The sequence below is a fragment of the Streptomyces sp. NPDC054841 genome, assembly GCF_053611045.1.
Genome location: NZ_JBSGZO010000024.1, coordinates 13,248 through 25,426, shown reverse-complemented (window position 1 = coordinate 25,426; position 12,179 = coordinate 13,248). Strand labels below are relative to the sequence as shown.

Annotated in this window: 14 protein-coding genes and 1 pseudogene; 13 read left to right on the top strand and 2 right to left on the bottom strand. The window is 67.6% G+C overall.

Annotated features, from left to right (window positions below):
* Positions 1-50 precede the first annotated feature (50 nt).
* Both ACWGI8_RS05860 and ACWGI8_RS05855 read right to left on the bottom strand, forming a co-directional pair.
* Positions 51-989: a PhlD gene (locus ACWGI8_RS05860; protein WP_453658866.1), complete on the bottom strand. Its 939-nt coding sequence runs from the start codon at positions 987-989 to the stop codon at positions 51-53.
* A gap of 409 nt (positions 990-1,398) precedes the next feature.
* Entirely contained in the window at positions 1,399-2,061 is a 663-nt protein-coding gene (locus ACWGI8_RS05855) for an MmyB family transcriptional regulator (protein WP_453658865.1), read from the bottom strand.
* Positions 2,062-2,843: 782 nt separating this feature from the next.
* Between ACWGI8_RS05855 and ACWGI8_RS05850 the strand changes: the two genes are divergently transcribed.
* From ACWGI8_RS05850 to ACWGI8_RS05790, 13 genes and pseudogenes are all read left to right on the top strand, one after another.
* The gene (locus ACWGI8_RS05850; protein ID WP_453658864.1) at positions 2,844-3,833 is read left to right on the top strand and encodes a LuxR C-terminal-related transcriptional regulator; all 990 of its coding nucleotides are present in this window, start codon (positions 2,844-2,846) and stop codon (positions 3,831-3,833) included.
* Positions 3,834-4,132: 299 nt separating this feature from the next.
* Positions 4,133-4,225 (top strand): annotated as a pseudogene (locus tag ACWGI8_RS05845) (beta-ketoacyl-ACP reductase); the annotation flags it as partial.
* 259 nt (positions 4,226-4,484) lie between these two features.
* The gene (locus ACWGI8_RS05840; protein ID WP_453658863.1) at positions 4,485-4,631 is read left to right on the top strand and encodes a hypothetical protein; all 147 of its coding nucleotides are present in this window, start codon (positions 4,485-4,487) and stop codon (positions 4,629-4,631) included.
* A 1,030-nt stretch (positions 4,632-5,661) separates the two neighbouring features.
* A complete protein-coding gene (locus ACWGI8_RS05835; RefSeq protein WP_453658862.1) occupies positions 5,662-6,216 on the top strand; it encodes a hypothetical protein in 555 nt (184 codons plus the stop codon).
* A gap of 197 nt (positions 6,217-6,413) precedes the next feature.
* Positions 6,414-6,749, top strand: a complete 336-nt coding sequence (locus tag ACWGI8_RS05830) for an SH3 domain-containing protein (RefSeq protein WP_453658861.1) — start codon at positions 6,414-6,416, stop codon at positions 6,747-6,749.
* Positions 6,750-7,016: 267 nt separating this feature from the next.
* Positions 7,017-8,279 (top strand): MFS transporter, encoded by a 1,263-nt coding sequence (locus ACWGI8_RS05825; RefSeq protein WP_453658860.1) that lies wholly within the window; start codon positions 7,017-7,019, stop codon positions 8,277-8,279.
* Between the two features lie 77 nt (positions 8,280-8,356).
* Positions 8,357-8,572, top strand: a complete 216-nt coding sequence (locus ACWGI8_RS05820) for a hypothetical protein (protein WP_453658859.1) — start codon at positions 8,357-8,359, stop codon at positions 8,570-8,572.
* A 107-nt stretch (positions 8,573-8,679) separates the two neighbouring features.
* Positions 8,680-9,006, top strand: coding sequence for a hypothetical protein (locus tag ACWGI8_RS05815; protein ID WP_453658858.1), 327 nt, complete (start codon positions 8,680-8,682; stop codon positions 9,004-9,006).
* Positions 9,003-9,536, top strand: a complete 534-nt coding sequence (locus ACWGI8_RS05810) for a hypothetical protein (RefSeq protein WP_453658857.1) — start codon at positions 9,003-9,005, stop codon at positions 9,534-9,536. The genes ACWGI8_RS05815 and ACWGI8_RS05810 overlap by 4 nt, the downstream gene beginning before the upstream one ends.
* A 103-nt stretch (positions 9,537-9,639) precedes the next feature.
* Positions 9,640-9,972, top strand: coding sequence for a hypothetical protein (locus ACWGI8_RS05805; protein ID WP_453658856.1), 333 nt, complete (start codon positions 9,640-9,642; stop codon positions 9,970-9,972).
* Positions 9,969-10,556: a hypothetical protein gene (locus ACWGI8_RS05800; protein WP_453658855.1), complete on the top strand. Its 588-nt coding sequence runs from the start codon at positions 9,969-9,971 to the stop codon at positions 10,554-10,556. Before ACWGI8_RS05805 ends, ACWGI8_RS05800 begins: the two co-directional genes overlap by 4 nt.
* A 2-nt stretch (positions 10,557-10,558) precedes the next feature.
* Positions 10,559-11,131 (top strand): OmpA family protein, encoded by a 573-nt coding sequence (locus ACWGI8_RS05795; RefSeq protein ID WP_453658854.1) that lies wholly within the window; start codon positions 10,559-10,561, stop codon positions 11,129-11,131.
* A gap of 183 nt (positions 11,132-11,314) precedes the next feature.
* Positions 11,315-11,923, top strand: a complete 609-nt coding sequence (locus ACWGI8_RS05790) for a hypothetical protein (RefSeq protein WP_453658853.1) — start codon at positions 11,315-11,317, stop codon at positions 11,921-11,923.
* Positions 11,924-12,179: the final 256 nt, after the last annotated feature.

Genomic DNA, 12,179 nt, shown 5'->3' with positions numbered 1-12,179 from the left:
GCTGCCACCCCACGAACCGTCCTGTGCGGCGGACCGGCACCAGGAGGGGATCACGTGCCGGCCGCCCATCGAGTGCGGGAGGCGGCGGCGCTGAAGCCGGGTCCGACCCCGAAGAGGAGCCCTTCGGCTCCCTTGGGTGGCGGGTCGTCGTGGGTGCGTGCCAGGATTCGTAGAACGGCCGGCCCGCCGGTGTTCCCGTCTTCCTCCAGGCAGGTGCGTGAGTGTCGCAGCGCCTGCTCGGAGCAGGCACCGGTCGCCACGATCAGATCCATGATCTTGGGGCTGCCGGGGTGTATGACGGCGAAGTCGGGGTCCCAGAGGTCGTCGCCCTGTCCCCAGGGGAGCATCGGCACCACCTTCGAGACGGCTTTGACCGCGGTGGGGGTGGAGTCGAAGTGGTAACCGGTGTGGTCGGCGCGGAGCTTGTAGTAGTCGACGGTGTCCCGTCCGTTGTCGCGGTGGAGGTAAGTCCAGGTGCTTTCGATAAACAGGCCGGGCTGCAGCAGCGGTTCCGTGCTGACGACGGCGGCCGCTCCGCCGTCACCGAACAGCATCTTGTAGATCATGGCTGGCAGCCCTGTGTCGGTGTGCTGGTAGACGCTGCTGAGGGCCTCCGCGCCGACAACCAGGACGTGCTGCCCGGGCTTGGCGAAGTCGGCGGCCATCCCCAGGGCATGTGCCCCTCCCGCGCAGGCCAGCTGGGTCATGGGGATGCGCATGACGGTCGCAGGCAGGCCGAGAGCGTTGGTGAGATGGACATCGAGCCCTGGGATCGCCAGCCCTGTGGCGTGGAAGGTGATGAGCGTGCCGATGTCCCTGGCTTGAATGCCCGCCTCGTCCAGAGCCCTTCGGGCCGCGCGCTCTCCCAGGGCACTGACGTCCGCGAACGTTCGCTCGTTGCGGTCCTTGAAGTGTTCGGTGCGGGACACCTCCTCCAGGGGCCGGACGAATCGTCTTCGCTTGACACCAACGGTCTTTGCGATTCGCATGATGGAAGCCATCTTCGGGTGCCCAGGATGAGCCCTTCTGATGTCGTCTGCTATCTCGTCGGTCGAGACCTGATATGCCGCGTCGACGATCCCTGGACGGTTGACGAATGCCACCGCGCCCCCCTCGTTGGTCTGCAATTTGAACGACCACCCCGAATTCCCGGGAGCGGACCGAACCCATCCTCTATGTCCGTCATCTCTCTGCACAATGAGCCCCAACTGACCGTCAGGAAAGAGACCTGTCCATATGGCCCGTCACGCGGAAGATAACGACATTGACGTGAAGGATCGCCTGAGACGCCACATCCCTGCAGCGCCACCAAAGCCGTGGCCGACGACGCTCCGAGCCCATCCCGCAAAGCATGGCAAGGAACTGCCCGGCGCCGGGCCTGGCGACGCTGACCGGACATCAGGCCGCTGCGGCCTGCCCTGGGTCGAACAGGATCGTCATGGACCGCGCTCCCGGTGAGCTGAGCGGCTGCGCAGCGATCATCGTCGCGAAGCCACGTCCACGTCGTGCGTGGTGCAGTGGCCTGCGGTCACCGTCCGGGTGGATGTAGGCGTCCTCCCCCCGCTCGTACAGTCGCCGTACCCGCTTGTCCTTCAGGATCCGTTCGTGGATGCCGTTGAGGACCGGGTCGTCGGAGTGGGCGGCGAGGGCGGCACGGAACTGGGGGATGACACGGGGCCCCCATTCGGTGTCCCAGTCCTCCAGGCAGAAGTCCCTCGCCTCGTCGGACAGGAGCATCCACTCCATGGTGTTCGACGGGGGTTCGCCGCTGGGGAACATCTCCGCGAACGCCGCGTTGTAGAGGTGGAGGTCGTAGCGCCGGTCGTTGACGTATGCCATCTCCCTCTGCCCTTCCAACGCTCGCTGCCATGCCGGCGGGACCGTCAGACCGGCGTCGGGGTTGAGCGGCAGAACCGGTTCGGTCCCGAGGAACGCCAGGTGGGCGTAGTTGTACTCGTTGTCCCCGAACCGGAGCACTCTCGCCAGTTCCAGTACGTATTCCGACGAGGGGCGCAGCGTGCGCGACTCGACCTTCTGGTACGTGCCGACGCCCCTGGCCATCAGGAGATCGACGTCGGTCTGGGTAAGGCCGGCGACTCTCGGCCCGCGGCGGCCGTTGGACGGTCGCGGCGGCAAGCCCACGTCTTCCGGCGCAATGGCCCGCCTGCGAGCCCGCAGCATCTGCTGCAGCACATCACCGTCACGCTGCACAACACGTCCCCCGTCCCTCTTGTTTCGTACATCCGGCGCCACAGGCTGCGCACGTGTCGGCGTCCGGCTTTGACTCCCCAAGCTCGTTGATAAGTTCATGACAGTTCCCCGTTGGTGTGGCTACGTCGGAGCCAGCCGCTCGGGGAGGGGGCGGCTCCCGAGCGGCCGACACGTTGATGCGATGTGGAGGTCGTCAGCCCCAGTTCGGATCCTCAGGAGCCGATGCCGGAGCCACGCCCCAGTTCGGGTCCTGCGGCGCGGCGACAACCTGCCCTGCCGGCACCTTGCCCCAGTTCGGATCCGCCAGGACTGCCGTGCTGCCCCCAGCGGCGCCCAACAGGACGGCGGCGGCCGCGGCTGATCCCGTGACACTCGCTAGTGCTCTGTGGAATCTCTTCATGGGTTCCCTCTCGTCGAAGCCCTCGTGCGGAACGTGCGCGATCTGCCTGGTCGACGCACCGCGCCGACCCCCCTGCTTCGCGCACACGACCGCACCTGGTAGCGCTGCAGCCCAACTTTGCCCTCGTGAGCTGCGAGAACGCCCCCATGTGTAGCTTCCATGGTCACCACGCCGGGAACAAGGTAAAACCGTTGCGTGCAAGCGAAGTTCGCCAACACGCAGGGGGTAAAACGTGTCGGATGGTACTGAAACGACGGATGCTCACGGGCCGACAAGGCTCTCCGACGCCGCGCGCGCCCTCTATGAGCGCGGCCGGCTCGAGCAAGGCAACCTTCACGCCGACCCGGGTGAACCCGGTCTGGACGAGCTGCTCGAATCGGGCTTTGCGATACCGAACATATGGGGCGAGAACCAGTACCTCCTGCAGGGCCCGCACCAGGTGTGGAGGGGCCGCGTGCACCGCGAGGTGGAGTCCATAGGCGAGGCCGTGAGGCGTATCCAGCGGCTGGGCGACCTCGTCGACACCATGCCCGACTGGGCCGTGGCCGGCGAGAGCGGCTTGCAGTTCCTGGACAACGTCGACCTGGCCAACGCGGAAATTCAGCGGGCGCTCAACGAGGCTCGCACGGAGGTATGGACGTCCCACCCGCATGACCGCGACGAGAAGACCATGACCGAGTCGCTGCCAGGGGACCTGAAACGCCTCGACCGGGGCATCGGGCTGCGGACGATCTACCTGGACAGGGCGCGATCACGGAAGGTACAGGCGGACTGGGCCGCAGAAGTGACCAGGCACGGCGCGGAGGTACGCACCCTGCCAGGAGGGTTCTTCCGAGTGGTCGGAGTCGATGACGCGTTCGCGGTCATCCCCGATCACAGGCCCGGACGCCTCAGCCGGACGACGGCATGGAAAGTCACCAACCCGGGCATGGTCGCCGCTCTGCGAGAGTTCTACAGCCAGCAGTGGTCGCAGGCCGAGCCGTGGATGGGCGGTCATGTGCGGCCGACGCAGGACACCGTGACCACGGCGATGCAGCGCAGGATCCTGCGTGACATGAGCGCCGGCAAGTCCCAGTCGCAGATCGCTGACCGCCTGCGCGTCAACGTGAAGACCGTGCAGAACCACCTCCGCCCGCTTTACGACACCCTCGGAATCGCCTCGGGCGACGCGTTTCGGCTCGGGGAGTTCTGGCGGGATACCGAAGAGCGTTTCCTCCCTTAGCCGCCAGACAGGGCATGGCCACTGGATGGGGGCAAAGTCAGCCTGCCCTACCTTTTAGGCGCCACCGATCAGTTGAAGGTTTAACATCAGGACCTGAATTACCGGAGATTAAGTTCCCGTTGTTAATGCTCACCGCGTCCGAAAGGATGACTTCCCGTACGCGAATACGATCATCCGAATGACGGGTGCAAACGCGGGCACGCTGCCTGCTGCAACCGTGCGCGACACAGCACGGGGGACCGAAGGGGCCTTCGTAGGGAGACGTGATGACACAGGCTCAGGGCAGCTCGGTCCTGGTAGAGATCGCCGCTGCCGTGTGCTTCATCGCTGACCAGCCCTACATCACCGGTGCTGTCATCCCTGTGGACGGCGGTGTTGCCATGGGGCACTGAACCGGTCGCCCCGGGGCTGGAAAGGCCCCGCCGGCGATCAACCAGCAGTGGCCGCCCCATGACGAGACGGCCACCGGTGACTCAGTCAAGCGAGTCAAGCCCACCAGCGACAGAACCATCCAACTCTGGGGCGCTCAACAAGGCGTGACGCAACCACGCCTTGCACAGGATAGGCATGCTCCGATCCACACGGCACCGCCTTACGTGAATCGGCTGCATCCTGAACGCAGCAGCTCCCCATGTCCGAGGGGAACTAACCATGCTTTCTCGACACCACGCCATCGCAGCTGCCGGCATCAGCCCGGCAGAGGCCGCCGCCCTCGCCGCCCCGGGCTCCGAGTCGGTCAAGAGGGACCCGACATGGCACGACGAGGACGACGTCACCAGCGGTCCCACCTGGGCCTAGCACAGGCGACGGCTGGGTGAGCCTGGGCGACTTCTCCGCTCAGATCGACCCATCCTGATACCGCCACCATGCTGGTTCGCCCCACCACAGCGCGGGGCGCCTACAGCCTCGCGGCACACCGGCGGGGGAGGCCCTCCCCCGCGGGTTGCACGCGAGCCTGGCCGAGAGGCCGCCGCCGTTCATCCCTCTCGAACGTGCCATCGGTACAGCCCGTCCTCCATCCCCCTGCAGACGGGCACTCGGCCCAGCGGGGGTGCCGCACCCTGCCGCGGCACCCCCGCTCAATTCGAAGCAACAAGGACTGGAGGGTTAGGGCGAGCCGCGAAGCTCGCCACTGGACCTCCCGGCTCCCGACAGCTGTTGCGACCAGCTCCGGAAGCCGAGCACCACCGACCAAACAACTGATGACCGTCCCTCTCGCAGGAGGAACGGCCACCAAAGCCTCGCCCGGAGGCAATGCACAACCCGGTGATCAAGGACCAACTCGACACTGGGGTGCTCCAGCTGGTGTGTGCGACCACGCCGGCCGCGTACAGGATAGACCTGCCCACCGCCGGGCCGATAGATCTCCCGGCAGTTGGACTGGCTTGTCATGGACGGCACAGGGGCTCCCCGTTTCCCGAGGGGAGCCCCCTTTCGTGCTTTCTCTGTGCCGCCCCGCACTCACCGCAGGCCTGACCGCGGTCAGCGCTGCCGTCGCCCTCACCTGCACGGCCACACCATCCACAGCCCTTGGGCATCAGCCCGCGCTGAAATCTTCCGCTACATCAGCGCAGGCGTCTCCGACATCGACTCAGGCACTGCCAGGCCCTCGCGCTCGACGTTCGCTTCTGGATCCGCCAGCGCGCTGAACCGGGACACCGCGGTCAACGACCCCGGCTGGGACTAGCGCTCACTGCCCCGCTGCGCGCCACTGAGGCGCCGACGACCCGATCACACCTCAACGCCGCAGAAGCGCTGCGACATGGCGCCCATCAGCACGCCTTCGCGCGCCCTATATGCGCTGAATCCACCGAAAGGCTTCCCTGGCATGTCCAATTTCACCCGCACCGTCGCCATGGCACTCGGCACCGCAACCGTCGCCAGCGTCACCCTGGCCACCGCAGCCCCTGCCCAGGCCGCGACCCCGGCCAAGCAGTGCAAGACATCCACCCGGTCCTTCGCACTGCCCGGAAAGCCGTACGTGACCGTGAAGGCCACCATCTGCATGCAGCGCACCGCCATATCCGGGCGCTACCGCTACTACGAGACCTGGCTGAGCGCAATCAGCTGGGACGGCACAAGCGGCTTCATCGGCGGCAAGCGGTTCAACAGCCTCGAGGTCCTCTCCCGCGCCGAGCACGGCCGGACCATCGTCAAGCCCTGCTCATACGGCACCTGCGAGTGGCGCGACATCGCCTCGTACATCAACAACTCCGAGAAGGGCAGCAAGACCTTCCCTCGAGGCGCGTCCGGCTACGGCGTCGTCTTCGTCAAGACCAAGGCCCCGAACTGGACCGGGGACGCGACGGCCAGCTGGGACGTCGCCGACGACGGCATCGCCACCAAGAACTGGGACCTGGCCGACACCCGCGCCGTGTACTAACCCGCCGCCAGATCACGGTTCAAAGCCCTCCAGCCGAGCCACTTCCCTCTGCTGGCCGACGCGGCCAGTCGAGATCGCCAGCGCCGCGACCTCCTGATGTCCAGGCACGGCAGCCGCAAACGGGAGGCGTCGCCCGACGACCCTCCGTCCCGGCCACGGGCCGGGCATCACCCGACCCAACTCATCAAGGAAGACACATGCGACGTCTGATGCGCAGGGCCGCCACTGCAACCGCCGCCACGGCGCTCCTCCTCGGCGGAGGAGCTATGGCCGCATCCCCAGCCAGCGCCGTGGGCTCCTGCACCAAAGAGATGGCCGACTACACCGGCTGGGCCTCCACCACCGTCAACCTCCGGTCCGGGCCGGGCACCGGCTACGCCTCCCTCGGTCTGCTGCAGGAGGACACCAAGCTCACGGTGCGCTGCTGGCGGTCGAACACGTGGGCCTACGTACAGGTCAGGAGCGGAGCCAATGCCGGCAAGTACGGATGGGTGAGCCTCCGCTACATCGCCGTCCAGATGAACCCCTCCTAGGTCGCCGTCAGCGTGCGGCCGACCTCCAACGGAGGGCGGCCACGAGGTCCGGCTGGCTTGAGGGGCTTCCCCGCCTCCGCCAGTCGGTCACCGGCCGAGACGCGGTGAGCCGTTCAATCCCCCTCCTTCCTCGCCCTCTTCGGGCGGCCACTCGGCACTTCGGGGGTGCCGTGGTCCCCCCGGCACCCCCGATGACCCCGGCGCCCGTACTGGTCAGACGCCGAGGCCGCACCACTGAAGACCGCCGACCTCTTCCTGGAGCGCCCCGTGTCCACCACCGCTCTGCCCGTGACACTGCCCGCCGTACCTGATCGCTCGCCCCGTACTTGGCCGCGCTCGATCTGGGGCCTGCTCGCCGTTTCGTTCCTGGTGCGCGGCTGCGGCTACGTGTATCCCTTTCTGGCGTATCACGTGTCGGACCTCGGCTTTTCGACCGCCGAGGTCGCCCGCGTGCTCGCCGCCTTCGGTGTCGGATGGCTGTTGGGGCAGCCGGCATGCGGCTGGCTGGCGGACCGGTTCGGCCGCCGGGCGACTCTCGTCGGAGCGATGGCCACGGCGACGCTCACGCTGCCGTTCCTCGCACATGCCGCGTCCGCGCCGACGGTTCTCGCCTGCGCTGCAATCGCCGGGGCCGTCTACGATGCGCCCCGGCCGATCGTGACAGCGCTCCTCTCCGACCTGATCCCCACAGACGAGGGCCGGGCCGCCGTCGACGGGCTGCGGAACTTCGTCATCAACGCTGCGGCAGCGGGGACGGGGTTCGCCGGCGGACTGCTCGCCGGACGAACCGGTGTTGCTCCGCTGATCTGGCTCAACGCGGTGGCGTGCGCGCTGTGCGCCGTGATCGCCTGGCGGTTCCTGGACGACGCTCGGCCGGCCCGCGACACGTCCGCCGCCCGGCCCAGCCACCGGGTCGCGCTTGGGGATGTGCGGCTGTGGCTGCTGACACTGGCCAGCCTCGCCGCCCTGATCCCGGCCGCCGGAATGTTCCAGTCGCTTCCCCTGCTCATGTCCGCCGACGGTCTGGATGAGGCGGCGTATGGATGGACGCAGCTCGCCAACGGGCTTGCGGTGCTTCTCTGCACCCCGATCCTGACTCCCTGGCTCAGCCGCAAGGCGGCCCTCGGCCCGATGCTCGCGCCGCTCGCCAGCAGCGCCGTGGCTCTCAGCACGGGAATGACGGTCGCCGGATACGCCTCCACCACTCTCGGATACAGCGTGACGGCCGCGCTGTTGGTGCCCGGAGAGATCGTGTTGTTCGTGGCCGCGGGCAACGTCCTTGTGTACCTGGCACCCACGGATGCACGCGCCACCTACGCCGGGGTCTGGGGGGCCACGCTCGCCGCGGCGGTGATCCTCGCCCCGCTGTTGACCGGCTGGGCGCTCGGCCAAGGCGGGGGCCGGTTTGCCGCGGTCGTCACGGGAGCGACGGGCCTGCTCGGCGCCGCGCTGATCCTTCCGCTGGCCGCACTGATGCACCGCCCACTTGTGCAGCCAGGCCCCCAACGCCTTCCCCAGCCCGCTACCTGAACCGCCTCAGCACCCCCGGCCCCCTGCACGTCGCTCGACTCTCAGGACTCACCCGCACAGGAGTGCCCCTCATAGCCATGCTCACCACCCCCGTGGTGCTGTTGCCCCGTTCGTTTCGGACCAGTCTTGTCGCCGTCGTCGCGCCGGACGACGACACCGTCCGCGGCCTCATGCCGGGCGGGCTGCTCCTCATGACCTGCAAGGCGAAGTACAAGGCGGACATCCCCGGCGGCTACACGGTCCACAAGGGGCCGGTCGAGGGCTGCTTCTCCACCAACTTCATCCCTTCCTGATCCGATCCCCGATTCCGCCCCAGATCCACGACCGCGAGAAGGAATCCGATGCCCCTACGCCGCAACCAGCCCCCAACTCAATCTCATCCGTCACGAGGGGGCGGAGGGTGAGCTCCACCGTCATCCGTCTGCCGACAGCGGACCAGGCTCTGTGCGGTTTTCTCCGTAAGCGGATCGCCGAGGCCGATGCCTGCGGCTGCCCGGCCGAGCAGAAGGCCTTCGCCGGCGTCGCGGACGTCCTGACCGAGTTCGAGGAGAAGCACCCGCGAGTGGCTCAGATGGGCCACGACGATTTCTTCGTCGCGCAGATCGACACCCTTCGCTGGGTGCTGCCCTGCATCGCCGCCGAGGCGTTCTCCGCACACGCCGACTTCAAGCCCATCTTCCGCCCGTACGCACCGATACCGGCCCACAGCCAGGAGGCCCGCTCATGACCGCTCAGCCCTTCCCTTCCCAGTACCCGACCCATGCCGGGCCCTGCGGCTCCGCGTCCACGCATCCAGCCGGACAGCCCGGCCCACCTCAGCACGGCCACGTACAAGCTGGCCTGCCCAGCTACCCGGCCGCCGCGCCGGGGTGCCGGGTATGCGGGGCACTGGACATCGCAGACGTCACCGTCCGTGCCCACCAGGGCCTGCTCGTCCTGATGCGGTTCCACAAGATGGAGGGCCCGTTCTGCCGTTCTTGCGGGCGGGCGGTCGTCCGTCAGATGACGGTGCAGACGCTCTGCCTGGGCTGGTTTAGCCCACTCTCGCTTGTCGCGTTCACGCCCTTCACGCTGGTGTGGAACCTGATCGCCCACCGGAAGTACAGCAAGCTGCCCGCCTCCGTACCCGCGCCGGGACAGCACTCACTGCCGGAGGGCGCGCCAGTGCACCAACGGCCGTTGGCGTACGTGGCGCTCGTACCTCTCGGGTGGGCGGTGTGGTTCACGCACGGGATGGTCACGCACTATGCGGGCTGACCCACGCCCGAGGGCTGGCGCGCGCGAACAGACGGTTGGCGCGCGCCGCTCCGGGGAGGCCTGCGGGCCGGTTCCGGCAACTTTCCCGGAAGCTGTCCTGCCCGTGCACACCCAACAGGTGGACGACCACCGCCTCCTGATCCGCCTGCACGGCTCGTTCACCGAGGACGACCTGGTGGAGCTGCGATCCGTGCTGCCGCACCTGCAATTCACCCGGGACGGCAGCGTCATCACCATCTGGCCCCCCGGCACCCACGCAGTGACCACTCACACCGACGGCGCCGCGCTCCTGCAAGGCCTCTTCGACCAGGCCGCCGTGGACGCGATCCGGGCCGCGTACCCCCATCAGGCAGTCACCCACGACGGGGACACGGTCACCATCTGGCCCATCACCGTCGACCCCAACCACCTCATGCTCAACGGGAGTCCCGAATGACCACCCGAACACGAACACACCGGATCCGCCGGACCCTGCTCGCTGCCGCGGCCGCGGCCCTCACTCTCACCGCGGCCGGCTGCTCCCTCGTCACCGACAAGCCGGCTCCCGCCAGACCCGCTCAGCCCAGCACCTCGGCTGTCCCGGCCGAGAGCACCGGCCCGACACCTCAGAGCGACGGGCGCGTACTGGCCCAGGTCGACGGCGAGGGCGATCTGACGCTGCGCATCACCTCCGCCGAACGCAGCCACGGCGGCACGTGGCTGACCGTGCGCGGCAGTATCACTAACAACGGCACCAAGAACTTCTACGGCACGAACGCCTGGCGGGGTGACTTCCGCGACATGCCCAAGAGCCCCGGGTCCGTCTCCGGCGCGGCCCTAGTCGACGAGGCGAGCATGAAGCGCTACTACGTGCTGCGCGACACCACCGGCCTGTGCCTGTGCACCACCCGCATCAACCAGATCAACGTCGGTAAGAGCATGGCCTTCGCCGCCCAGTTCCCCGCCCCGCCCGCCAGTAGCACGCGGCTCGGCTTCGAGCTACCCACATTTCCCGTCGCGAGCCTCGTGCTAGGTGGATGACCATGGCCTCGATCACCCGTATGGCTACCCTCGCCGCAGCCGCCCTGGTCGCGCTCACCGCGAGCGTCGCGTCGGCCTACGCCGATGAGACCCCCTCTGGGGACCCGCACCTTGTGCCGGGGGCCACGCTCGCCGCTCCGGTCATCACAGACCTGCGGACCGTCACCGCCGACATCGTCACCGTCTCCGGTACCGGCGACGAACGCCGCGAGGACACCACGGGCCGCACCACCATCGCCATCGGTGCCAAGGTGTTGTTCGGCAAGGACAGCGCAAAGCTGACCCCGACTGCCCGGGCGCGCATTTGGGACGTGGCCCGCGAGATCCGCAGCCGGCGCGCGACGAAAGCCACCATCGCCGGATACACCGACGACCTCGGCTCAGCAGCCCACGGCCTGACCCTGTCCCGTCAGCGCGCCGAAGCCGTACGCGACGCCCTCCGTCAGGTACTCGGCGCCAATGTCACCTACATCGTCCAAGGCTTCGGCGAATCCAACCCGGTCTCTGACAACGGAACCGAGTCCGGCAGGGAGAAGAACCGGCGCGTCACCATCACCTTCCCCCGACAGCAATGAGCAGCATCACCGCGAGTCAGCGCAGTTAGGGCCGGTGCGAATCAGAACACAACAAACAACTGCTACAACGACGCCAGATCTTGACAGAGAGACGCATAACGCACGCGGAAGCGCGTAACGGAATTCGCCTGCAGGCGACGTGACTTGGAGTTCGGCAACACCGGCGCCATACGAGGAGGATCCATGACCACCGCACTGTTCCATAGCCGACGTCGTCCCTCGCACGGGGTGGCAGGCATCGCCGCTGTCACGCTCTGCTCGCTGGCGGTACTGACCAGCTGCAGCAACCACGACGGCTCCCGCGATGCCAGCAGGCCATCGGCCGGCTTTTCGCCGACGAGTTCGTCAACGCCCTCTCCTTCATCGAGCCAGACGGCTGATCCGCACGCCCAAGCCGTACTGGCCAGCTACAACCACTACTGGGACGCCAAGGCCGCGGCCTACGCCAAAGCTTCGGTGGCCGGCTCGGATCTGGAGAGGTACGCAGTCGGTGAAGCCCGCACGGCAGTCGAGTACGAGGTCAAGGGCCTGGCGGAGAAGGGCTTTGTGACCACGGGGGAACCCAGCCGCTCTCCTTCTGTCATGAAGATCGACATGTCGAGGAGGGTCCCCACAGCCACCCTGCGGGACTGCGTCGATGTGTCCTCCTGGAAGCTGGTCGAGCGCAAATCCGGGCGCGTTGTGAAACTCCCCGAGGAGCGGCGCACCAAGTACATCAGCATCGTCACTGCCGAGAGGTGGAATGGGCAGTGGGTGATCCTGCGGGCTCAGCAGAAGGACCAGGGATGCTGAGTCCGAGCGTGGCTGCGCTGGTGCTGCCGCTGGCCTTGGCAGTCGGCCCGATGGCTGGGGATCCGACCGTTGATGCCGGCGGGTGTGACCTCGAGTCCTTCTGTGTGGGCATCGGGGTCGACGGCAGCGGGGGCGGGAGTTCGGGTAGCAAGGACAAGCCTGCTGCATCAAGTGGCAGTAAGGCTCCCGTGTGCACGGTCAGGAGACTGGATCCGCAGCCACCAGTCGGAGGCGCACTCTGGGGGGACAAGTCCCC

Excerpts from the sequence above, each read along its gene's own strand:
- ACWGI8_RS05860 (WP_453658866.1), bottom strand. The coding sequence starts at position 989 with ATGCGAATCGCAAAGACCGTTGGTGTCAAGCGAAGACGATTCGTCCGG.
- ACWGI8_RS05855 (WP_453658865.1), bottom strand. The coding sequence starts at position 2,061 with ATGGCCAGGGGCGTCGGCACGTACCAGAAGGTCGAGTCGCGCACGCTG.
- ACWGI8_RS05840 (WP_453658863.1), top strand. The coding sequence starts at position 4,485 with ATGCTTTCTCGACACCACGCCATCGCAGCTGCCGGCATCAGCCCGGCA.
- ACWGI8_RS05835 (WP_453658862.1), top strand. The coding sequence starts at position 5,662 with ATGTCCAATTTCACCCGCACCGTCGCCATGGCACTCGGCACCGCAACC.
- ACWGI8_RS05830 (WP_453658861.1), top strand. The coding sequence starts at position 6,414 with ATGCGACGTCTGATGCGCAGGGCCGCCACTGCAACCGCCGCCACGGCG.
- ACWGI8_RS05820 (WP_453658859.1), top strand. The coding sequence starts at position 8,357 with ATGCTCACCACCCCCGTGGTGCTGTTGCCCCGTTCGTTTCGGACCAGT.
- ACWGI8_RS05810 (WP_453658857.1), top strand. The coding sequence starts at position 9,003 with ATGACCGCTCAGCCCTTCCCTTCCCAGTACCCGACCCATGCCGGGCCC.
- ACWGI8_RS05800 (WP_453658855.1), top strand. The coding sequence starts at position 9,969 with ATGACCACCCGAACACGAACACACCGGATCCGCCGGACCCTGCTCGCT.
- ACWGI8_RS05795 (WP_453658854.1), top strand. The coding sequence starts at position 10,559 with ATGGCCTCGATCACCCGTATGGCTACCCTCGCCGCAGCCGCCCTGGTC.
- ACWGI8_RS05790 (WP_453658853.1), top strand. The coding sequence starts at position 11,315 with ATGACCACCGCACTGTTCCATAGCCGACGTCGTCCCTCGCACGGGGTG.